At 36.0% G+C, this 21733-nt stretch carries 21 protein-coding genes and 1 tRNA gene; 21 read left to right on the top strand and 1 reads right to left on the bottom strand.

What is annotated here, in order from left to right:
* Positions 1 to 42: 42 nt before the first annotated feature.
* From G4D61_RS14525 to G4D61_RS14495, 7 genes are all read left to right on the top strand, one after another.
* The gene (locus tag G4D61_RS14525) at positions 43 to 1644 is read left to right on the top strand and encodes a putative polysaccharide biosynthesis protein (protein WP_367613780.1); all 1602 of its coding nucleotides are present in this window, start codon (positions 43 to 45) and stop codon (positions 1642 to 1644) included.
* Positions 1634 to 3088, top strand: a complete 1455-nt coding sequence (yabN, locus tag G4D61_RS14520) for a bifunctional methyltransferase/pyrophosphohydrolase YabN (protein WP_163174205.1) — start codon at positions 1634 to 1636, stop codon at positions 3086 to 3088. Before G4D61_RS14525 ends, yabN begins: the two co-directional genes overlap by 11 nt.
* Before the next feature lie 29 nt (positions 3089 to 3117).
* Positions 3118 to 3381: an RNA-binding S4 domain-containing protein gene (locus G4D61_RS14515; RefSeq protein WP_025730317.1), complete on the top strand. Its 264-nt coding sequence runs from the start codon at positions 3118 to 3120 to the stop codon at positions 3379 to 3381.
* A gap of 189 nt (positions 3382 to 3570) precedes the next feature.
* Positions 3571 to 3876 (top strand): sporulation protein YabP, encoded by a 306-nt coding sequence (gene yabP / locus G4D61_RS14510; RefSeq protein ID WP_025730316.1) that lies wholly within the window; start codon positions 3571 to 3573, stop codon positions 3874 to 3876.
* The gene (yabQ, locus tag G4D61_RS14505; RefSeq protein ID WP_025730314.1) at positions 3873 to 4508 is read left to right on the top strand and encodes a spore cortex biosynthesis protein YabQ; all 636 of its coding nucleotides are present in this window, start codon (positions 3873 to 3875) and stop codon (positions 4506 to 4508) included. The genes yabP and yabQ overlap by 4 nt, the downstream gene beginning before the upstream one ends.
* Before the next feature lie 178 nt (positions 4509 to 4686).
* Entirely contained in the window at positions 4687 to 5085 is a 399-nt protein-coding gene (locus G4D61_RS14500) for an FtsB family cell division protein (protein WP_231473090.1), read from the top strand.
* Positions 5086 to 5157: 72 nt separating this feature from the next.
* A complete protein-coding gene (locus tag G4D61_RS14495; RefSeq protein WP_025730310.1) occupies positions 5158 to 5586 on the top strand; it encodes a S1 domain-containing RNA-binding protein in 429 nt (142 codons plus the stop codon).
* Between the two features lie 152 nt (positions 5587 to 5738).
* Here the strand turns inward: G4D61_RS14495 and G4D61_RS14490 are convergent.
* Positions 5739 to 5812: transfer RNA gene (locus G4D61_RS14490), tRNA-Met, on the bottom strand.
* Between the two features lie 205 nt (positions 5813 to 6017).
* Here G4D61_RS14490 and spoIIE point away from each other — a divergent pair.
* From spoIIE to lysS, 14 genes are all read left to right on the top strand, one after another.
* Entirely contained in the window at positions 6018 to 8498 is a 2481-nt protein-coding gene (gene spoIIE, locus G4D61_RS14485; protein WP_025730308.1) for a stage II sporulation protein E, read from the top strand.
* A gap of 99 nt (positions 8499 to 8597) precedes the next feature.
* On the top strand, positions 8598 to 9335 hold the full coding sequence (locus tag G4D61_RS14480; protein WP_025730305.1) for a vWA domain-containing protein: 738 nt from the start codon (positions 8598 to 8600) through the stop codon (positions 9333 to 9335).
* Positions 9304 to 10293 (top strand): serine/threonine protein kinase PrkT, encoded by a 990-nt coding sequence (gene prkT, locus G4D61_RS14475; RefSeq protein WP_025730303.1) that lies wholly within the window; start codon positions 9304 to 9306, stop codon positions 10291 to 10293. Before G4D61_RS14480 ends, prkT begins: the two co-directional genes overlap by 32 nt.
* 86 nt (positions 10294 to 10379) lie before the next feature.
* Positions 10380 to 11816, top strand: a complete 1437-nt coding sequence (tilS, locus tag G4D61_RS14470) for a tRNA lysidine(34) synthetase TilS (RefSeq protein WP_035355001.1) — start codon at positions 10380 to 10382, stop codon at positions 11814 to 11816.
* Complete coding sequence (gene hpt, locus G4D61_RS14465; protein ID WP_163174203.1) at positions 11800 to 12345, top strand: hypoxanthine phosphoribosyltransferase; 546 nt, start codon at positions 11800 to 11802, stop codon at positions 12343 to 12345. The genes tilS and hpt overlap by 17 nt, the downstream gene beginning before the upstream one ends.
* Before the next feature lie 154 nt (positions 12346 to 12499).
* On the top strand, positions 12500 to 14503 hold the full coding sequence (gene ftsH, locus G4D61_RS14460; RefSeq protein ID WP_025730297.1) for an ATP-dependent zinc metalloprotease FtsH: 2004 nt from the start codon (positions 12500 to 12502) through the stop codon (positions 14501 to 14503).
* Positions 14504 to 14692: 189 nt separating this feature from the next.
* Entirely contained in the window at positions 14693 to 15457 is a 765-nt protein-coding gene (locus G4D61_RS14455) for a type III pantothenate kinase (RefSeq protein ID WP_025730295.1), read from the top strand.
* Between the two features lie 19 nt (positions 15458 to 15476).
* Entirely contained in the window at positions 15477 to 16358 is an 882-nt protein-coding gene (gene hslO, locus G4D61_RS14450) for an Hsp33 family molecular chaperone HslO (RefSeq protein WP_025730293.1), read from the top strand.
* Positions 16359 to 16485: 127 nt separating this feature from the next.
* Positions 16486 to 17409, top strand: coding sequence for a cysteine synthase A (gene cysK / locus G4D61_RS14445; RefSeq protein ID WP_163174201.1), 924 nt, complete (start codon positions 16486 to 16488; stop codon positions 17407 to 17409).
* Between the two features lie 233 nt (positions 17410 to 17642).
* Positions 17643 to 18422 (top strand): dihydropteroate synthase, encoded by a 780-nt coding sequence (gene folP, locus G4D61_RS14440; RefSeq protein WP_051476300.1) that lies wholly within the window; start codon positions 17643 to 17645, stop codon positions 18420 to 18422.
* On the top strand, positions 18415 to 18783 hold the full coding sequence (gene folB / locus G4D61_RS14435) for a dihydroneopterin aldolase (RefSeq protein ID WP_025730287.1): 369 nt from the start codon (positions 18415 to 18417) through the stop codon (positions 18781 to 18783). The genes folP and folB overlap by 8 nt, the downstream gene beginning before the upstream one ends.
* Positions 18776 to 19303: a 2-amino-4-hydroxy-6-hydroxymethyldihydropteridine diphosphokinase gene (gene folK, locus G4D61_RS14430; RefSeq protein ID WP_025730286.1), complete on the top strand. Its 528-nt coding sequence runs from the start codon at positions 18776 to 18778 to the stop codon at positions 19301 to 19303. Before folB ends, folK begins: the two co-directional genes overlap by 8 nt.
* Positions 19255 to 19464, top strand: coding sequence for a helix-turn-helix domain-containing protein (locus G4D61_RS14425; RefSeq protein ID WP_025730285.1), 210 nt, complete (start codon positions 19255 to 19257; stop codon positions 19462 to 19464). Before folK ends, G4D61_RS14425 begins: the two co-directional genes overlap by 49 nt.
* Before the next feature lie 270 nt (positions 19465 to 19734).
* Complete coding sequence (gene lysS / locus G4D61_RS14420) at positions 19735 to 21225, top strand: lysine--tRNA ligase (RefSeq protein WP_163174199.1); 1491 nt, start codon at positions 19735 to 19737, stop codon at positions 21223 to 21225.
* Positions 21226 to 21733 lie beyond the last annotated feature (508 nt).

Genomic DNA, 21733 nt, shown 5'->3' with positions numbered 1-21733 from the left:
ATCGAGTGATTCAATGTACCATGAAAGGGTAGAAAAAATATTGTGAAACAAGAAGATTCGGCAATCTTTATGAAAGGCATAGTGATTCTAACTATTTCCTCAATCATTACAAAAATTTTAAGCGCGATCTATCGAGTGCCTTTCCAAAATATTGTTGGGGATATTGGTTTTTATATTTATCAGCAAGTATATCCTTTATATGGAATTGTTATTGCACTTGCGACCTCGGGGTTTCCTGTTGTGATTTCAAGACTTGTCGCTGAAAGAAGAGCATCCGGTGAAAAAGACTATAGAAGCTTAATGAAGATGATATTTATAGTGTTATTGAGTATTGCACTCTTTTTATTTTTTTTAATTTATATCGGGGCGCATGAAATCGCCCAATCAATGGGTGACAAAAGATTGAGTCCATTAATCCAGACGGTTGCTTTCTCTTTTTTGTTTCTCCCTATCATTTCAACTGTCAGAGGATTTTTTCAAGGTCACGGAGAAATGATTCCTACAGCATTTTCGCAAGTTTTAGAACAAACGGTACGTGTAGCAGGGATCTTACTATTTTCTTTCTTTATGGTAAAGGGAGGTTTTTCCTTATATACAACCGGTAAAGCAGCCATCATTGGTTCTGTATGCGGCGGGTTGGTATCATGCATTGTTCTAATCACTTTTTTTTATAAAACAAATAAGTATAATCATTTAAGCAATGCGATCGAGTGGAGAGAACTGCTTCGAATTAGCAGAATTCTTTTGTTCGAAGGAACTGCCATTTGCATAAGCGCGATTTTATTAGTGCTATTTCAACTTATTGATTCTCTTAACTTACTTTCTTTGTTAAGGGAATCTGGAATAAGTTCTAATGATGCTAAAACAATTAAAGGAATTTATGATAGAGGACAACCATTTCTGCAATTGGGAACCGTCGTTGCCACATCATTTGCTTTAACATTAGTCCCGATTATTACAGATGAATATAAGCGTGGGCAACGGATCTTATTGGAGGAAAAAGTGCAATTAGCACTAAAGGTAAGCACAATAGTGGGGGCTGGTGCTACAATAGGTTTAATTAATCTAATTGAACCGGCAAATACGATGTTATTTGAAAATAAAAGCGGATCATCAGTTTTAGCTGTTTTTTCTCTTTCCATTTTGTTTAGTACAGCCATTTTAACAATGACAGGTATTTTCCAAGGATTTGGGTATGTCTATTTTCCGGCCATTTATGTCGGCATTGGGGGAATATTGAAGTATTTTACAAATGAATGGTTTGTTCCGCATTTTGGAACAATGGGGGCATCGATATCCACAGTCCTGTCATTATTTGTTATAACCGTTCTTTTCCTTATGAAGTTAAGAAAACTTAAATTTCATGCAATCTCATTTCCATTTTACGGAAAAGTGATTGTTGGGCTTGGACTCATGACGCTTGTTTTAAGAGGATGGCTATACATATTTACTAGCTGCGGTGTTGTTTCTAGAAAACTCAGCATTATAGAGGCGCTTGGCGGTGTCCTTTTCGGCGGGATTGTGTACTTGCTGACCATTTTATATTTAAACGTATTAACAGAAAACGAGTGGAATCTAATACCATTTGGAAGGAAACTATTCGCTATTAGAAAGAAAATATGGAGGGATAAATATGGGACATAGCATAACTGTGCTCGGTTTAGGAGCAGGAGATATTAATCAATTGCCTCTGGGCATTTATAAGCAGTTAATATCGAATAAACGTGTGTTTTTACGGACGAAGGAGCATCCAGTTGTTGATGCTTTACAGCTGGAGGGTATGGAATTTAAATCATTTGATTATATTTATGAGCAACATGATCAGTTTGAAGAAGTGTATGAAGAAATCACAAGTATATTATTTCAAGAAAGTAAACTTGGTGATCTTATCTATGCTGTGCCCGGTCATCCGCTAGTAGCAGAAAAAACGGTTCAATTATTACTGCAACATGCAGCAGATCAGAATGTGAATGTGAAAATTGGTGGGGGACAAAGTTTCATCGATGCCTTGTTTACAGCCGTCGAAGTAGATCCAATTGAAGGATTTCAGCTTTTAGATGGTACGGATTTAGAGAAAGATGATATTCGAACAAATCAACATGTTATTATTGGCCAAGTGTACGATGCTTTTATCGCTTCTGATGTAAAACTTACATTAATGGAGAAATATCCTGATGAGCATAAAGTAGCAATTGTTGTAGCGGCTGGCAGTAGTGAGGAGACAGTTACATATGTTCCGCTTTATGAATTAGACAGGCAATTTTCTTTAAATAATTTAACAAGTTTATATGTCCCTCCTTTGGCTGAAGAAGATTTACGGGAATTTTCAACGCTGCGAAAAATTATTAAAGATTTACGAGGACCAAATGGATGTCCATGGGATAAAGAGCAAACTGCTGTGTCTTTAAAAAAATATGTTATAGAAGAATGCTATGAACTATTGGCGGCAATTGATGAAGATGATATTGATCACATGATTGAGGAGCTTGGTGATGTTCTTTTACAAGTGATGCTTCAAGCGCAAATTGGCGAGGATGATGGAATGTTTGCTATAGAGGATGTAATCCAGACAATTTCTGAAAAGATGATTCGGAGACATCCACACGTTTTTGGTGATGCTCAAGTTTCAAATGCCGATGAAGTAATGGTTAATTGGCAAAAGATTAAAGCGACTGAACGAACGAATGAGCAACATGTTTCATTATTGGAGGGAGTTGGAAAAGGCTACCCTGCATTAATACGGGCATATGAACTGCAAAAGAAGGCGGCTAAAGTTGGTTTTGATTGGGCAGATGCCAAGGATGCATGGTCGAAAGTCCAAGAGGAAATACGGGAGTTTGAAATTGAGATGGAAAATCACCATCGTGAAAAACAATTGGATGAATTTGGAGATATGATGTTCGCCCTAATTAATGTAGGGCGGTTACTTAAAATTTATCCCGAAGAAGCTTTAACGAGGACAAATGAAAAGTTTATTCGACGGTTTCAATATATAGAAAAACGAGTAAACGAAAGTGGACAGCCGTTTGAACATTTTACTTTAGAAGAGCTTGATCAATTCTGGACTGAAGCAAAAGATCGAGAATAAATATGAGGTGATAAATTATGACAGTTGCAATGCGTTTAGATAAATTTTTGAAAGTCTCTAGGCTAATTAAACGGAGAACATTGGCGAAAGAAGTTGCTGACCAAGGGAGAATTCAAATTAATGGTATTCAGGCAAAGGCCAGCTCGAATGTAAAAGTTGGCGATGAGCTTACAATTCGTTTTGGACAAAAAGTAGTTACCGCTAAAGTTGTCCATCTAAAGGAAACGACACGGAAAGATGAAGCTGCTGATATGTATACAATTATCAGTGAAAAACGTGTGAATGAGGATTAATGTATTAGTTTATAACAGATTGGCCTTTAAAAGAGGTCAATCTATTTTTTTCTCCGCAAAATAGGGTTGATTGATTATATGAATTGGGTTCATCATTCAAATTCGGCTTTTCTATTTTGGGCTTGTTCTTTTTTGCTGTTGGTGGGCATACATATATAACAAGTTTGGACAAGGAAAGCGGGGATCAGAATGAGTGATTTTTATAATGTTCCGTCCAATAGCAAATCGGACTTTCAAGAGCATGATGTCATTATGCGGGGGAGAAAGCTTTTAGACATTACAGGAGTTAAACAAGTTGAAAGCTTTGATAATGAGGAATTTTTATTAGAAACAGTAATGGGATTTTTAGCGATTCGCGGACAAAATCTGCAAATGAAGAACTTAGATGTTGATAAAGGTGTGGTGTCCATCAAAGGGAAAATATTTGATCTTATTTACTTAGACGAACATCACGGGGAGAAAGCTAAAGGGCTCTTTAGCAAATTGTTTCGATGAGCCTTACAACGCAATTTTATACAATGCTTGCCATGATTGCTATGGGAAGCTTTTTTGGTGGAACACTCGATACGTATAATCGTTTTTTAAAAAGAAAAAAAAGAAAGAGATGGATCGTTTTTATACATGATTTATTCTTTTGGATTTTCCAAGGACTCGTTCTCTTTTATGTCTTGTTTATGATAAATTTTGGTGAAGTCCGTTTTTATATTTTTGTTGCGATTTTGTGCGGTTTTGCTGCATATCAGGCATTGATGCGAGAAATCTATTTAAAGTTATTAGAGTCCTTTATATTTATTATTAAAACAATGATCCATTTTCTTGCAAATCTTGTTCGCACCCTTATATATCAACCAATTAAAGGATTGATACTACTTTTTATTTCGTTGCTGACAGGGTCAGTTAAGCTCCTTTATACTATTGTAAAAACTGTGATGAAAATGCTAATATGGGTAATAAAGATAATCTTTAAACCGTTGCTTTGGCTTTTTGCTGCACTAAGTTATTTAATGCCTAAAGGGATGAAGCGATGGATTGAAAATGTTTTTGTTAGTTTTGCAGGAAAACTGCGCTGGTTAAAGAATATTAATGTATATATAAAAGAATGGATACAGCGCATATTTCATAAATAAACTTTGTTAAATATAAAGATAAAATTGATGAACAAATTACGTGATTTGTGGAGATCTCGATGTCACAAATCACGTAACATTAACAGAGTTATTTAACGGCGCCAATAAAATCTATCAATATCTATTTAATATTTACACTATGCATTTGTTTGTTATCAATAAGGAAGGAGGTTTTATATTGAAACGTAACATTGCCTCGATGGAAAATGCATATATCCAAAACCAAAAAGTAAAAGAAAAAGTTATTGCAAAAAGACGCAAACTGCTTTTTCGTCGCTTGGCATTGTTTACTGTCATAGCGGGTGTGATTACATACATCATGATTTCAACTTACATTACCCGAAATCATCAATTAGAGGCAAAAAAGGCTGAAAAGGAAAAACTTGATCATACTGTTGCAGCAATCAATAAACAACAAGCGCTTTTAAAAAACCAAATTGTGAAATTAAATGATAATGATTATATTGCAAAGCTCGCTAGAAGTGAGTATTTCCTTTCAGAAAAAGGGGAAATAATATTTAATATTCCGGATTCAAATTCCAAAAAGAAAAATAAGCAAGAAGACGTGTCTTATTGACACTCTTTTTTGATGTTCGTTATAATATATAAAAGGTCGATTTTTTATCTTTTAAGGAGGAAAAATTTTTTTATGTCAATCGAAGTAGGCAGCAAGTTACAAGGGAAAGTAACAGGCATCACTCATTTTGGGGCGTTTGTCGAATTGCCAGATGGCTCAACAGGACTTGTGCATATTAGTGAGGTTGCTGATAATTATGTAAAGGACATCAACGAGCATTTAAAAGTTGGTGATGCTGTAGAGGTTAAAGTCCTTAATGTTGAGAAAGATGGAAAAATTGGTTTATCCATTCGTAAGGCGAAGGAACAAACTCAGCAACAAAGTAATCAAAATCACCAAAATCACCGTCCACAAAGAAATAATCGTACAAATAATCACCGTGTAAAAGAAGATTTCGAACAAAAAATGGCGCGTTTCTTGAAAGATAGTGAAGATCGCTTATCTTCATTAAAACGCAATACAGAATCTAAACGCGGTGGCCGTGGTGCTAGAAGAGGTTAACTTGCTGTCTATTCATATATATAGCAGGTTGCGACATTAAAAGAGTCAATCCGATAGACATTGATTGTTATCGGATTGACTCTTTTTTTATTACAGGATGTATTTTTTCGGTATAAAAATAAAAAAACTGGTATAAACCAGTTTTTGAATGATAGCGGCGGAGGGGATCGAACCCACGACCTCACGGGTATGAACCGTACGCTCTAGCCAGCTGAGCTACGCCGCCATAATATTAAAAGCACATGTTCTATATTACACATTTTATTATTTATTGTCAACATAATCTTTTGAAGAAATTTGTAAAATCACCTTTTTATTGCGAAAAAAGAAGTCGAACTTTTCTTTTAATTTTATCTGCTATTTTGACAAACTTCTAAACTTGTCCAGTTTATAATACGGTTTAACAAACAAAGTGAGGGAGTGTATTGATAATGGAGAAAGTAGAAAATAGTTTGATTGAACCAGGTAGTAGTGTGGATTTAAGAGAGACAAAGATGGAAGTAAGTAAAGGATTCAGACAACTTCAAGCACAACTTGAGCATATCTTTCTCCACAAGGGCATCAGCTTATTAATTGTTGGATTTCTACTCGGTAGAGCGCTCATCCTATCTCATTTAACACCATTTTCTTTACCATTTTTTGCTTCCGTTTATGTTATGAAAAGAAATCATTCCCCGATGGCATTATTAGGCTTAGTAGTTGGAGCATTAACCATTTCTATCAGTAACGGGGTTTATACTTTTGCATCTATTTTTATCTTTTTAATCGTATTCCGGCTATTTTCAAGATTCCATAAAGATGAGTTAAAAGTTTTACCACATTACGTGTTAGCTGTATCGTTCTTGTCGAAGTGTACCTATACCTATATTGAACAATCCTTCCATTTTACATTATATGATGGTTTAATGACTGCTGTTGAGGCAGGTTTAACATTTGTTCTTGCTCTTATATTTATGCAAAGCATTCCGATTTTAGCACAAACAAAACGAAAAAGAACATTTAAAACCGAGGAAGTTATTAGTCTTATCATTATGCTTGCGTCTGTACTTACTGGTACAATCGGTTGGTCGCTATACGATCTTTCTGTGGAACATATTTTATCAAGATACTTAGTGTTAATTTTTGCGTTTGTTGGTGGGGCGACTGTAGGATCGACCGTAGGCGTTGTGACAGGGCTGATATTTAGCTTGGCGAATGTAACAAGTTTTTATCAAATGAGCTTACTTGCTTTTGCGGGCTTATTAAGTGGACTCTTAAAAGAAGGGAAGCGGTTTGGAGCCGCCATCGGTCTGTTTATTGCGACAGTATTAATTGGAATGTATGGGGAAACAAATACCCCGCTATCTACTAATATTTATGAAACATGTATTAGTATTTTGCTGTTATTTTTAACACCAAATCGCATTGTAACGAAATTAGCGAAACATATTCCAGGGACAGCTGAGTATACTCAAGAACAACAACAATATATGAAGAAAATTCGTGATGCTACAGTGCAAAGGGTAGAGCAATTCTCCTCTGTTTTTCATGCACTTTCAACTAGTTTCCAACAGTATGATCAATTAAACGTTGAAGAAGATGAAGATCGTGAATTGGACTACTTTTTCAGCAATATTACAGAAAAAACTTGTCAGACTTGTTTCAAAAAAGAACAATGTTGGGCTAAAAACTTCAATCAAACATATGACTTAATGAAAGAGACTATGCATGATTTAGAGGAAGGAAATGGTACTGTCTCACATCGAGTTCATATGAATTTAGAGAAACATTGCGTAAGGGCGAAGAAAGTAGAGGACGCAATTTTGCATGAACTTACTTTGTTTCAAGCAAATCAGAAACTAAAAAAACAAATTAAGGAAAGCAGAAAGCTTGTAGCTGAGCAACTTCAAGGTGTGTCAGAAGTAATGGGGGATTTTGCAAAAGAAATTCAACGAGAAAGAGAAAATCATCAAAAACAGGAGGAAATGATTTTAGAGGCTTTACAAGATTTTGGATTGGAAATTGATCAGGTCGAAATATACAATCTTGAGGATGGGAATGTTGATATAGATATTGCCTTATCCCAGTATAGTGGATATGGAGAATGTGAAAAAATCATCGCACCAATGTTATCAGATATATTAGAAGAAACAATTGTCGTTCAAAAACAAGACTTCAGTTCTTATCCGGAAGGACTTGGTTATGTAAACTTTAGGTCTGCAAAAGCTTTTGTGGTAGAAACGGGAGTGGCTCATGCCGCTAAAGGAGGAGGATTTATTTCGGGAGATAGCTATTCGATGATTGAATTAGGGTCACGTAAGTATGCGGTTGCGATTAGTGATGGTATGGGGAATGGTGAACGTGCCCATTACGAAAGCAATGAAACACTCCGCTTATTACAGCAAATTTTACAATCAGGAATTGAGGAAGAAGTGGCCATTAAATCAGTGAATTCTGTTTTAGCATTACGTACACAGGAAGAAGTATTTTCTACATTAGATCTTGCTATCATTGATTTACAAGATGCAAGCAGCAAGTTTTTGAAAATAGGTTCAACGCCGAGCTTTATTAAAAGAGGGGATAAAGTGTTGAAAATTGAATCTGGTAATTTACCAATGGGTGTGTTGCAGGAATTAGATGTTGATGTTGTGTCTCAACAGTTAAAAGCAGGGGATATATTAATTATGATGAGTGATGGTATATTCGAAGGGCCAAAATTTGTTGAAAATAATGAAGTATGGATAAAAAGGAAAATTCGCGAATTGGAAACCGAAGATCCTCAAGAAATTGCCGATTTAATTATGGAAGAAGTTATTCGAACAAGATCTGGTTTAATTGAAGATGATATGACAGTCGTTGTTACTAAAATACAGCATAATACACCAAAATGGGCGGCCATACCCGTGAGCAAAGGAAAAAAACTGATTTCTTAGGATGCTAATGTAAAGTAAGGAATAGATAAGTATAAATTCTCCTTCTTTTGTCGATGATGGTAACAATATCATTATGGATGAAACGAGGAGGAAATCCGAATGAAAACAGGTACTTTGAAGCAAATATTGTTAATTACCGATGGTTGTTCGAATCAAGGGGAAGATCCCATTGCTATGGCAGCGTTAGCACAAGAAGAGGGTATTACGGTTAATGTTATAGGTGTAATGGAAAATGACGTGATTGATGAGAAAGGCATGAAAGAAATTGAAGGTATTGCAATGTCAGGTGGTGGAGTTAGCCAAATTGTATATGCCCAAAGTTTATCGCAAACTGTGCAAATGGTAACTAAAAAAGCAATGACTCAGACGCTTCAAGGTGTTGTCAATCGTGAATTAAAGCAAATATTAGGTGATTCGGCAGCAATAGAAGAATTACCTCCAGAAAAACGCGGGGAAGTGTTGGAAGTTGTCGATGAATTAGGAGAAACCGTCGATTTGGACGTGCTTATTTTAGTAGATACTAGTGCAAGCATGAAGCAAAAACTACCGACTGTTAAGGAGGCATTACTGGATCTATCATTGAGCTTAAATGCAAGGATGGGGAATAATCAGTTTTCCTTATTTGTATTTCCCGGGAAAAAGAAGGAAGTTGAAAAACTGTTAGATTGGACGCCAAAATTAGAATCATTAACTTCTGTCTTTTCTAAGCTCCAAGTAGGGGGGATTACACCAACGGGTCCGGCAATTAGTGAAGCAATCCAATATTTCCATAAAAAAAGATCTTTAAGGGGATTATTGTCACGAGATGATGAACAATACTTTGAAGAATCATTATAATTTCCAACCAGGTACAAACGTTACTGGAAAATGGCACCAAAACCGCTATACTCTAATTAAAAAACTAGGGACTGGAGCAAACGGCATTGTTTACTTAGCAGAACACAATGGCGGTCATGTTGCTTTGAAAATGAGTGATAGTACCGTTTCAGTAACATCAGAAGTTAATGTACTCAAAGCATTTGCTAAGGTCCAAGGGTCTTCCCTCGGGCCTTCTTTACTTGACATTGATGATTGGGTTACACTGCAGGAAAAAATTCCTTTTTATGTGATGGAATATATTAATGGTCCTGATTTGCTATCTTTTATTAAACATAAAGGATTTTCGTGGACGGGCGTGTTAATGGTGCAGCTGCTAAGTGATTTGCATAGACTTCATCAGGCAGGATGGGTCTTTGGAGATCTTAAGCCTGAAAATTTAATTGTTTCTGGTCCACCTACAAAAATTCGCTGTATTGACGTTGGTGGTACAACAATACAAGGGAGGGCCATTAAAGAGTTTACAGAGTTTTTCGATAGAGGATATTGGGGATTAGGTTCAAGAAAGGCAGAACCGACGTATGACTTATTCGCAACGGCCATGATCATGATTAATCTGGCTTATCCGCAAAGATTTTCAAAAAATGGTGAAAGTGGATTGGTACAATTGCAATCAGCAATTAAAAAGAAACCTGAACTTGCAAAATTTGAACATATTTTATTAAAGGCATTGAATGGAAATTATGTAACGGCTATTGAGATGCGGGATGATTTAGTGGTGATATTAACAAAGCAGCAAAAAAGCTTTCGTCAGCGCAAAGTAAATCGAGCGACTCATACTTCCACAAAGAATGTTCAAGTAAGGTCCAGCAGACATAAGCAGAGGAAATTGAAAAGGACGTTTATATTTTTAGAAACATTGATGATTATTGCGATCGTTTCAACGCTCTACTTTATTTATGTGTATACACAGTTATAATAAATTATTACGTAATAATTTTAGAAATTTATTTGCTGTCATGATAAAATATTTAAAGTATATATTATTAGAAGGAAAGAGTGATCATGTTACCATTCGAGGTAAAAGTAAAACGTTTTATTCGCAAGCATGATTTAATCAAGCGAAATGATCGACTTCTAGTAGCAGTTTCAGGTGGGCCTGATTCACTTGCTTTACTTCATTATCTCGTCAAAAAAAGAGAGGATTATGGAATTGAAGTCATAGCTGCCCATTTGGATCATATGATAAGAGGCGAAGAATCTTATCAGGATCTATTATTTGTTGAAACATTTTGCAAGCAGTTACAAGTTAACTGTATTTCTAAACGTATCCCAATATTGGAAAAACTGAAGGACTCTAGCCTAGGCATTGAAGGAACAGCAAGGGATTATCGATACTCCTTTTTAAAAGAAGTGATGGAAGAAACAAATGCAAATAGAGTTGCTTTTGGTCATCATGGTGATGATCAAATTGAGACAGTTTTAATGAGATTGACAAGGGGTACAAGTGAAAAGGGGAGAGCAGGGATCCCGCTTCGACGTCCTTTTTTTCAAGGGGAGATTATTCGCCCTCTTCTTTGTTTAGAAAAGAGGGAAATTGAAGAATATTGTCATTTCTACCGTCTACAACCAAGAATTGACGAAAGCAATTTTTCTTTAGAATACACAAGAAATCGTTTCCGCTCTATAGTAGTCCCTTTTTTAAAAGAAGAGAATCCCCATGCGCACGATCATTTCCAAAGGTTTAGTGAAGAATTGTTAGAGGATGAAGCATTTTTACAAGGTCTTACAGAAACAGCTGTTAAGGAAGTAATAAAAAAAGAGACAGATAAAGTCATAATGGAACTTTCTAAATTTGAAAATATGCCTTTACCTTTACAAAGAAGAGGGATTCATCTAATATTAAATTATCTATACAATGAAAGTTCCTCCTATATAAATTCAGAACATACGGATGCTATTTTCCGCTTAATCTCCAGCAGCCATCCTTCTGGAGAAATTGATTTACCATTAGGACTAAAGGTATATAAAACATACAATAAATGTGTGTTTACTTTTAAACCTAAAAAGATTGTTGATACATATGAGTTTGAATTGCGTGAAAACATGGAAGTGAATCTACCGAATGGTTATAGGATGAAGCTAGAAAAAAAGGAATTTTCATATTCATTCACTAAACAGAATATGCTATTATTACACGTAAAAGATGTACACATGCCCCTCATTATTCGGAATCGAAAACCAGGGGATCGCATGAAGGTTAAAGGACTAAATGGTTCAAAAAAGGTAAAAGATATATTTATTGATGAAAAAATCCCGAAGCATGAAAGGGATACTTGGCCGATCGTAGTGGATCAAACAGGTAACATTTTATGGCTTCCAAATTTGAAAAGATCAATTTATGAACCTGCAGAAGCAATACCGAGTGAAACCTACTATATTTTAGAATATTGTAAGCAAACATCTTCTAGGGGGCAATTACGTAATGAATCAAGATATTGAAAGAGTATTAATAACGGAAGAAGAACTTCAAGAAAAGATCAAAAATTTGGGAGTTCAGTTAACAAAAGAGTATGATGGTAGGTTCCCATTAGCAATTGGTGTTTTAAAAGGGGCTATGCTTTTTATGGCCGATTTAGTAAAACATATAGATACATATTTGGAAATGGATTTCATGGATGTATCTAGTTATGGAAACTCTACAGTGTCTTCAGGTGAAGTGAAAATTTTAAAAGACCTTGACACATCAGTGGAAGGTAGGGATATTCTCATTATAGAAGATATTATTGATAGTGGGAAAACATTGAGTTATCTTGTAGAACTTTTCCGTTATCGCAAGGCAAAATCAATTAAAATTGTCACTTTATTAGACAAACCTACTGGACGTAAAGCTGATATTGAAGCAGACTACGTCGGGTTTATTGTTCCAGATGCTTTTGTTGTCGGTTATGGTCTAGATTACGCTGAGAAATATCGCAATTTACCATACATTGGTGTGTTAAAGCCAGCCGTGTACAGCAAAGGTGAGTAAGCAATCGCTTTTCCACCACTTAAATTAGCTGCTAAATGAAATGAAAACGGTCATATGAAAAAATCATGAACAATGAATGCAAATCGTTGTAAAATTTGAAATTACTATAGTACTATTTACTATAGCTTTTTAAGACCGTGGGAGGAGGTAAGGAATGAATCGAGTTTTTAGAAATACAATCTTTTATGTACTGTTATTTCTCGTCCTTATTGGAATCGTAAGTTATTTCAATAATAGTAGTGAAGGGACGAAGAGTATATCATACGATCAATTTGTTTCTTATTTAGATAAAGGTGAAGTACAAAGTATTACGAGTCAGCCCTCTAGAGGCGTTTACGAAATAAGAGGGCAATTGAAAAATAGTAGCCAAAAATTTGTGACCTATGTGATGGATGATCAAACGATGTTAAATCGTATTGATAAGGCTGCGAAAGATACAAAGGTTGATATCTTGCCTGCGAAGGAAACGAATGGATGGGTATCATTTCTTACATCGATTATTCCATTTGTGATAATCTTTATTTTGTTCTTCTTCTTAATGAATCAAGCTCAAGGCGGCGGAGGCCGTGTTATGAATTTTGGCAAGAGCAAAGCAAAGCTTTACAACGATGATAAGAAAAAAGTTCGTTTTAGAGATGTTGCTGGGGCAGATGAAGAAAAACAAGAACTTGTAGAAGTTGTAGAATTTTTAAAAGATCCACGCAAGTTTTCTGAACTTGGTGCCCGTATTCCAAAAGGGGTTTTATTAGTAGGACCTCCGGGAACAGGTAAAACATTATTAGCAAGAGCAGTTGCTGGTGAAGCAGGGGTTCCTTTCTTCTCCATTAGTGGTTCTGACTTCGTTGAAATGTTCGTTGGGGTCGGTGCTAGCCGTGTCCGCGACTTATTTGAAAATGCTAAAAAGAATGCTCCATGTATCATTTTTATCGATGAAATTGATGCGGTAGGTCGTCAGCGTGGTGCAGGTCTTGGCGGCGGTCATGACGAACGTGAGCAAACATTGAACCAATTGCTTGTTGAAATGGATGGTTTTGGAGCAAATGAAGGAATTATTATCATTGCTGCAACAAACAGACCAGATATTCTTGACCCAGCGTTATTACGACCAGGTCGTTTTGATAGACAAATTACAGTTGACCGTCCAGATGTAAATGGACGTGAAGCAGTTCTACGTGTTCATGCGCGAAATAAACCATTAGATAGTACAGTTGATTTAAAAGCAATTGCACAAAGAACACCAGGATTTTCCGGTGCAGATTTGGAGAATTTGCTAAATGAGGCTGCATTGGTAGCTGCTAGGGCAGATAAGAAGAAAATTGGTATGGTCGAAATTGATGAAGCAACTGACCGTGTTATTGCTGGTCCTGCCAAGAAAAGCCGTGTTATATCTGAAAAAGAACGTAATATTGTGGCTTACCATGAAAGCGGACATACCGTTATTGGCCTTGTATTAGATGAGGCTGAAATGGTTCATAAAGTAACAATCGTACCGCGTGGTCAAGCGGGTGGATATGCCGTAATGCTTCCTAAAGAGGATCGCTACTTTATGACTAAACCTGAACTACTTGATAAAATTACAGGATTATTAGGGGGCCGAGTTGCTGAAGATATCATCTTTGGTGAAGTTTCAACAGGTGCTTCAAATGACTTTGAACGTGCGACGAGTATCGCAAGAAGAATGGTAACAGAGTTCGGGATGAGTGATAAACTCGGTCCATTACAATTTGGTCAATCTCAAGGAGGTCAGGTTTTCCTTGGTAGAGATATTAATAATGAACAGAATTACTCTGATAAGATTGCTTTTGAAATCGATACGGAAATTCAATCCATTATTAAGAAATGTTACGAACGTGCGAAAAAAATCTTGTTGGAAAACAAGGATAAGCTAGAATTAATTGCAAAAACCTTGCTTGAAATCGAAACATTGGATGCAAAGCAAATTAGACATTTATTTGATTACGGTACTTTACCAGATGGACCTGTTGCTTCTAAGGATGACAAAAATGATGCAACGGAACCGCGTGTTACTTTACAGCCGAAACAAGATGGCATTCATGAAGTAACAGATGATTTACATCCAACAAATCCAGTGGAAAAACGTCCAGAAAAATTTGGCCCAACTAAAACACCGGATGACAATGAAAATAAAGATCTTTAGTATTTAGGAGACACCGTATGTTCAGCGGTGTCTCCTTTGTTTTAGGGTGAACTGACTACATTATTGGTGAAGCGTTTCCTTAATAAAAAATTTCTTTGGAAAGGCAGGTTCTCATTGTTTTTCTTGTCTATGAAAATTATGGTATGATGTTTTCGTGTCACAATAATGATGGAATAAAGTGGTGATGATATGTTACTTGTTATAGACGTTGGTAATACAAATATCGTATTAGGTGTATACAATAAAGATCATTTAGAGCATCATTGGCGTATTCAAACAAACCGTGATAAAACAGATGACGAGTACGCAATGATTATGAAAGATTTATTTCGACACGAAGATATAGATTTTAAAGATATTAATGGGATTATTATCTCTTCTGTTGTACCTCCTATTATGTATGCATTGGAGAGAATGTGCAGTAAGTACTTTCATGTAACCCCGATGATTGTTGGTCCCGGGATTAAAACAGGATTAGATATTAAATACGATAATCCACGTGAAGTTGGTGCGGATCGAATTGTTAATGCGGTCGCAGGAATTCATGAATATGGCAGCCCGCTAATCATTGTTGATTTTGGCACTGCTACAACTTATTGCTATATTAATGAGGCAAGGCAATATATGGGTGGAGCCATTGCCCCAGGTATCGGTATTTCGGCAGAGGCTTTGTATTCTAAAGCGGCAAAGCTTCCTAGAATTGAAATCACAAGTACTGATGATGTTATAGGGAAAAATACGGTTGCTGCCATGCAAGCAGGGATTGTTTTTGGTTATGTTGGACAAGTAGAAGGTATTGTAAAGCGCATGCAAGCAAAAAGTAAGGAGAGACCGACTGTTATTGCAACTGGTGGACATGCCCCATTAATTGCAAAGGAATCAAAAGTAATTGATGTTGTTGATCAATTTTTAACTTTAAAAGGTTTGCACCTTATTTATAACAGAAATATATAATTTAGGAAGGAGAATATCATTGACAAAAGATTATTTAATAAAGGCTTTGGCATATGACGGCCAAGTACGTGCCTATGCAACAGATACAACGGAGACGGTAGGCGAGGCACAACGGAGACACTATACTTGGCCAACAGCATCTGCCGCACTTGGGAGAACGATGACAGCTGGCGTCATGATGGGGGCCATGTTAAAGGGTGAAGAAAAGATCACAGTTAAGGTAGAAGGCGGCGGTCCAATTGGTGCGATTATCGTGGACAGTAACGCAAAAGGGAAAGTTAGAGGGTATGTCACTAATCCTCAGACCCACTTTGATTTAAATGAAAAAGGGAAATTGGATGTCCGTCGTGCAGTTGGAACAAATGGTACACTAACAGTTGTAAAAGATTTAGGACTCCGTGAGCATTTTTCTGGACAAGTACCTATTGTTTCAGGTGAGCTTGGGGAAGACTTTACTTATTATTTTGCTTCTTCAGAACAGGTTCCTTCATCTGTAGGTGTAGGAGTACTTGTAAATCCTGATAACAGTATTTTAGCAGCTGGTGGGTTTATTATTCAGCTGATGCCAGGGACGAGTGAAGAAGTCGTTGCAAAGCTTGAAAAGCAGATTGAACAAACACCACCTATTTCGAAATTAATTCAACAAGGACTTACACCGGAAGAGATACTAGAAAGTTTATTAGGGAAAGAAAACCTTCGAATTTTAGATAAAATGCCCGTAGAGTTTGAATGTAATTGTTCAAAGGAAAGATTTAGTGCAGCAATTATTAGTTTAGGTAAACAGGAAATAAAGGAAATGATCGAGGAAGATGGGAAAGCAGAAGCTGTTTGCCATTTTTGCCGAGAAGCATATCATTTTTCTCGTGAAGAATTAGAGCAATTATTAGCTGAATCCAACTAAATATTTTTAGTCTAAAGGATATAGGGACCTATATCCTTTTTTCTTGACAATTCTAAATATAAGTGATAGTTTTAAATTATTAGATTATTAAACCAATATAAATACTCGGAAATATGAGGTGGAGACGATGGCACAATTGGTAAACTCAGTTGCAGAATTAGTAGGAAATACTCCTGTTGTAAAATTAAATCGTTTAGTTGACGAAAATGCTGCAGAAGTTTATTTGAAATTAGAATATTTTAACCCGGGAAGCAGTGTGAAAGATCGGATTGCACTCGCCATGGTTGAAAAGGCAGAACAGGAAGGAAAGATTAAGCCAGGTGATACACTTGTTGAACCAACAAGTGGAAATACAGGAATTGGATTAGCTATGATTGCTGCTGCTAAAGGTTATAAAGCTGTAATCGTAATGCCCGAAACTATGAGTTTAGAACGTCGAAGCTTACTTCGTGCATATGGTGCACAGCTTGTTCTAACTCCAGGCTCTGAAGGGATTAAAGGGTCTGTAAAAAAAGCAGAAGAGCTTGTAAATGAAAATGGTTATTTCATGCCTCAACAATTCCAAAATCCGGCAAATCCTGAAATACATCGTTTAACCACAGGTAAGGAAATTATTGAACAAGTAGGCGAATTAGACGCCTTTGTAGCTGGTGTAGGTACTGGTGGTACAATTACTGGTGTTGGTCAAGCCTTAAAAGAGGCATATCCAAATGTTAAAATTTATGCTGTAGAGCCAGATGATTCCCCTCTTTTATCAGAAGGAAAACCAGGTCCGCATAAAATCCAAGGTATCGGCACAAACTTTGTTCCAGATACATTAGATAAGGAAATTTATGATGAAATTATTCGTGTAAAAACAGATGAAGCGTTTGGTGCGGCAAGACAGGCTGCTAGAGAAGAGGGTATTTTAGGTGGAATTTCTGGCGGTGCTGCAATTTGTGCTGCTTTAGAAGTTGCGAAAAAATTAGGAGAAGGTAAAAAAGTAGTTGCAATTGTTCCAGATAATGGAGAACGTTATTTGAGTACCCCATTATACCAATTCGAAGATTAAACAAACATGTGGCATATTACGGGTCCCCTAAATGGGGGCTTTTTTCTGTTGGTTAGTTCTTTATTAACTATGTTTAATGTATGTTGTTTTTGTTTTATGATAAAGATGTTTTTAAAGTGTTAGTGCATTAAATTTTAAATAAATTATGTTAGACTATAGATAATTGTGTTCGGGAAAGGAGAAGTTGAACGTTGGAATTTGGGTCATTTAAATTAGACTTTAGTAAGAAAACAATGATTATGGGAATTTTAAATGTGACACCAGATTCTTTTTCGGATGGCGGTAATTTTTTTGATCCTGATAAAGCTGTTGATCACGCACATCAAATGGTAGCTGATGGTGCAGATATCTTGGATATTGGTGGAGAATCAACGAGACCAGGACATACCCCCGTTTCTGCTGAAGAAGAGCTAAAGAGAATTTTGCCAGTGATTGAGGCGGTTTCAAAAGAAATTTCAGTTCCTGTTTCAATTGATACATACAAGGCAAATACGGCCGAAAAGGCAATTCGCGCTGGTGCACATATCATTAACGATATTTGGGGAGCTAAAAAAGACCCTGAAATTGCTGAAGTAGCAGCCCGGTATCAAGTACCTATTATTTTAATGCATAATCGTGATAATCAACACTATCAACATTTTATGAGAGATGCATTGAATGATATTTATGAAAGTATTACCATTGCGAAAAAAGCTGGAGTAGATGATGATAAAATCATACTAGATCCTGGAATTGGTTTTGCAAAAGGATTTGAAGAAGATATAGAGATGATGAGAAATTTAGACAAGCTTGTTGCGCTTGGATACCCTGTGCTGCTTGCAACCTCTAAAAAGCGGATGATTGGGCGTGTGCTAGACTTACCTGTGACAGAGAGAACAGAAGGTACAGCAGCAACTGTATGCTATGGTATTAGCAAAGGATGCCATATGGTGCGTGTTCATGATGTGAAAGAAATTAGCCGAATTGCTAAAATGATGGATGCACTCGTCGGAAAAGGTGATTTAGATGGATAAAATCTATTTAAATGAGCTGGAGTTTTATGGATTTCATGGTGTTTTACCTGAGGAAACAAAATTAGGTCAACGATTTCGTGTCTCTATGACTCTTTATTTAGATTTAAAAGAAGCTGGTGAGACCGATAATTTAGAGTTGACCGTCAGTTATGCTGATGTATATCAAATGGTAAAAGAAATTGTGGAAGGAAAGCCGTACAAATTGATTGAAGCTGTTGCCGAAAAGCTAGCTTCATCGATTTTAGAGGCATTTCCTACGATTACAATGATTAGTGTAAAAGTCATAAAACCTGATCCGCCGATTCAAGGTCATTACCAATCTGTTGCAGTTGAAATTTTAAGGAGTAGAAATGATGACTAATACTGCTTATTTATCTTTAGGTTCAAACATTGAGCCGCGTTTATCTTATTTGCATAAAGCAATCAAGGCTTTACAACAATCTCCTAAAATAGAAGTTGCGGCAATTTCCTCTATATATGAAACAGATCCCGTAGGATTTACAGAACAAGATCAATTTTTAAATCTAGTTGTGCAGATCCGCACGACATTTTCTGCTATTGAATTGTTAGATGTGTGTTTGGCAATTGAGAGAGAGCTAGGAAGAGAGAGGAAAATTCGCTGGGGTCCACGTACGATAGATCTTGACATTTTATTATATAATCACGAAAATATTGAGACAGAGAAATTAATTCTTCCACACCCGCGTATGCATGAGAGGGCATTTGTTTTAGTACCGCTTATTGAATTAGATAAGAAGCTTATTCATCCTATAAAAAAAGCTCCGTTTACACAAATTTTAAATGATCTTTCAGATAAAGAAGGAGTTCGATTATGGAAACAGATCGATGGGGAAGACGTATACGTGCTTTTCGAAAATTAAAAGGATATACTCAAGAAGGTTTTGCGAAGGAGCTAGGAATCTCCGTTTCTGTACTTGGTGAAGTAGAAAGAGGTTCTCGTTTACCAACAGAACAGCTTTTAAAGAAAATCTCTGACCGCTTAGATGTACCTTTAGAAGAATTGACACCTTTTAGTCATTAAGATGAAGAAGAAACAGAAGTAAAAGAAGAGAACGTTGTATCATTTAATGCACTGGCAGTTGTGCTGATGTTTATATTTATGAAAAAATTAACTAAAATGATGTCTGAGTGGACAAGATTGTGTAAAATAATAAAGGAAACTAGCAACGATAAGCTTAATCCCTGTTTGTCTGCAAAAAATATTATATGAAGTATTACTCAGTTACGATTATTGTTCGGCGTGTGAAAATACATCAAGACTGAAAGTGATAGATTGGAGGAAATAGGTAAAATGAGTGGCGAAAATATAAATGAACAATTTTTAGTTCGTAAGGAAAAAATGGAAGCACTCCGTGAAAAGGGAATAGATCCATTTGGTAAACGTTTTGAAAGAAATTTCAATTCACAGGAAATTAAAGAACAATTTGGTGAATGGACTGAAGAGGACCTTGAAGAAAAAGAAGTGTCAGTGTCTATCGCTGGACGAATTATGACAAAACGTAGAAAAGGTAAGGCGGGCTTTGCTCATATACAAGATTTGAAAGGTCAAATACAATTCTATATTCGCCAAGATAATGTTGGAGAAGAACAATATGAGTTATTTAAAACAGCTGACTTAGGTGATATTGTAGGTCTAGAAGGCACAGTTTTCCGTACAAAGGTTGGGGAACTTTCTATAAAAGTAAAACAATTTACTCTACTAACAAAATCCCTCCGTCCATTACCTGATAAATTCCATGGATTAAAAGATGTAGAGCAACGTTATCGTCAACGTTATTTAGATTTGATCACAAGTGAAGAAAGTAAAAACACGTTTATTACGAGAAGTTTGATCATTCAAGAAATCCGTAAATATTTAGATAACCATGGCTACTTAGAGGTTGAAACACCATTATTGCATGCTATTGCAGGTGGTGCTGCGGCGCGTCCGTTCATTACACATCATAATGCGCTAGATATGCCTTTATATTTACGTATTGCTATAGAACTTCACTTAAAACGATTGATCGTTGGTGGATTAGAAAAAGTATACGAAATTGGACGTGTCTTCCGTAATGAGGGAGTTTCTACAAGACATAATCCTGAGTTCACGTTACTTGAACTTTATGAAGCATATGCTGATTTCAAGGATATTATGAGCTTAACAGAAAATCTTATTTCTCATGTTGCAAAGAAAGTGCTTGGAACTACAACTATCCAGTATGATGAATATGAAGTTAATCTTGAACCACAATGGCGTCGTCTCCACATGGTAGATGCCATTAAAGAATATACGGGTGTAGATTTCTGGAAGCAAATGAGCGTGGAGGAAGCGCGGCAATTAGCTAAAGAAAATGGCATCGAAATTACTGAACATATGGAATTTGGTCATATTGTAAATGAATTCTTTGAGCAAAGAGTAGAAGATAAACTTATTCAACCAACATTTATTTATGGACATCCAGTTGAAATTTCACCTCTTGCTAAGAAAAATGAAGAAGATCCACGGTTTACAGATCGTTTTGAATTATTTATAGTAGGACGCGAGCATGCCAATGCCTTCACTGAATTAAATGATCCAATCGATCAACGTGAACGCTTCTTGAATCAATTAAAAGAGCGGGAACAAGGAAATGATGAGGCACATATGATGGATGAAGACTTTGTGGAGGCGTTAGAATATGGAATGCCACCAACAGGCGGGTTAGGAATTGGTATTGACCGTCTTATTATGCTATTAACTAATTCACCTTCAATTCGTGATGTGTTATTATTCCCGCTTATGAAGCATAAAGAGCAATAATCCTGTTTCGTTTAAATAGATTTTTAAAGTTGCTCAAGTTCCATATTCAATATGAAACTTGAGCAACTTTTTTTATTCATTATTAGACTACATATAATTTCCAAAATTATTATGCCAGTATACTTGTTTGACTGGATATGCAAATGTAGTTATGTCATCATACAGTTTGTTTGTAGAAAAAAATATAGAGATGATAAATGAAATAAAGAATTTTAGAGAATAGAAATAGGATCTTAAAGCTATATACTAGAAAAAATCCAAAAAAACTATTGCATTATATTTTTAAAAATGATATATTTATATGCGTTGACCGATTAAATGATGACAACAAAAAAAGAAATTATAAAAGTTGTTGACATCAAAAGTGGTTGCTGATATAATATAAAAGTCGTCGTTAAGATGACTGGGTATTGATCTTTGAAAACTGAACGAAACGAAACGTCAATTTTTTATGAGCTTATATCAAACATCTTTTTGGAGAGTTTGATCCTGGCTCAGGACGAACGCT

Origin of the sequence: Heyndrickxia ginsengihumi, assembly GCF_011008565.1 — a bacterium.
Lineage (GTDB): Bacteria > Bacillota > Bacilli > Bacillales > Bacillaceae_C > Weizmannia > Weizmannia ginsengihumi.
This window is presented reverse-complemented; position numbering and strand designations above follow the sequence as displayed.

Coding starts and splice junctions, on each gene's coding strand:
- yabP (WP_025730316.1), top strand. CDS start 3,571: ATGAGTGATTTTTATAATGTTCCGTCCAATAGCAAATCGGACTTTCAA.
- prkT (WP_025730303.1), top strand. CDS start 9,304: ATGATGAACAATACTTTGAAGAATCATTATAATTTCCAACCAGGTACA.
- yabN (WP_163174205.1), top strand. CDS start 1,634: ATGGGACATAGCATAACTGTGCTCGGTTTAGGAGCAGGAGATATTAAT.
- G4D61_RS14455 (WP_025730295.1), top strand. CDS start 14,693: ATGTTACTTGTTATAGACGTTGGTAATACAAATATCGTATTAGGTGTA.
- spoIIE (WP_025730308.1), top strand. CDS start 6,018: ATGGAGAAAGTAGAAAATAGTTTGATTGAACCAGGTAGTAGTGTGGAT.
- G4D61_RS14495 (WP_025730310.1), top strand. CDS start 5,158: ATGTCAATCGAAGTAGGCAGCAAGTTACAAGGGAAAGTAACAGGCATC.
- lysS (WP_163174199.1), top strand. CDS start 19,735: ATGAGTGGCGAAAATATAAATGAACAATTTTTAGTTCGTAAGGAAAAA.
- G4D61_RS14425 (WP_025730285.1), top strand. CDS start 19,255: ATGGAAACAGATCGATGGGGAAGACGTATACGTGCTTTTCGAAAATTA.
- folP (WP_051476300.1), top strand. CDS start 17,643: ATGATTATGGGAATTTTAAATGTGACACCAGATTCTTTTTCGGATGGC.
- cysK (WP_163174201.1), top strand. CDS start 16,486: ATGGCACAATTGGTAAACTCAGTTGCAGAATTAGTAGGAAATACTCCT.
- folB (WP_025730287.1), top strand. CDS start 18,415: ATGGATAAAATCTATTTAAATGAGCTGGAGTTTTATGGATTTCATGGT.
- folK (WP_025730286.1), top strand. CDS start 18,776: ATGACTAATACTGCTTATTTATCTTTAGGTTCAAACATTGAGCCGCGT.
- G4D61_RS14515 (WP_025730317.1), top strand. CDS start 3,118: ATGCGTTTAGATAAATTTTTGAAAGTCTCTAGGCTAATTAAACGGAGA.
- tilS (WP_035355001.1), top strand. CDS start 10,380: ATGTTACCATTCGAGGTAAAAGTAAAACGTTTTATTCGCAAGCATGAT.
- G4D61_RS14480 (WP_025730305.1), top strand. CDS start 8,598: ATGAAAACAGGTACTTTGAAGCAAATATTGTTAATTACCGATGGTTGT.
- ftsH (WP_025730297.1), top strand. CDS start 12,500: ATGAATCGAGTTTTTAGAAATACAATCTTTTATGTACTGTTATTTCTC.
- yabQ (WP_025730314.1), top strand. CDS start 3,873: ATGAGCCTTACAACGCAATTTTATACAATGCTTGCCATGATTGCTATG.
- hpt (WP_163174203.1), top strand. CDS start 11,800: ATGAATCAAGATATTGAAAGAGTATTAATAACGGAAGAAGAACTTCAA.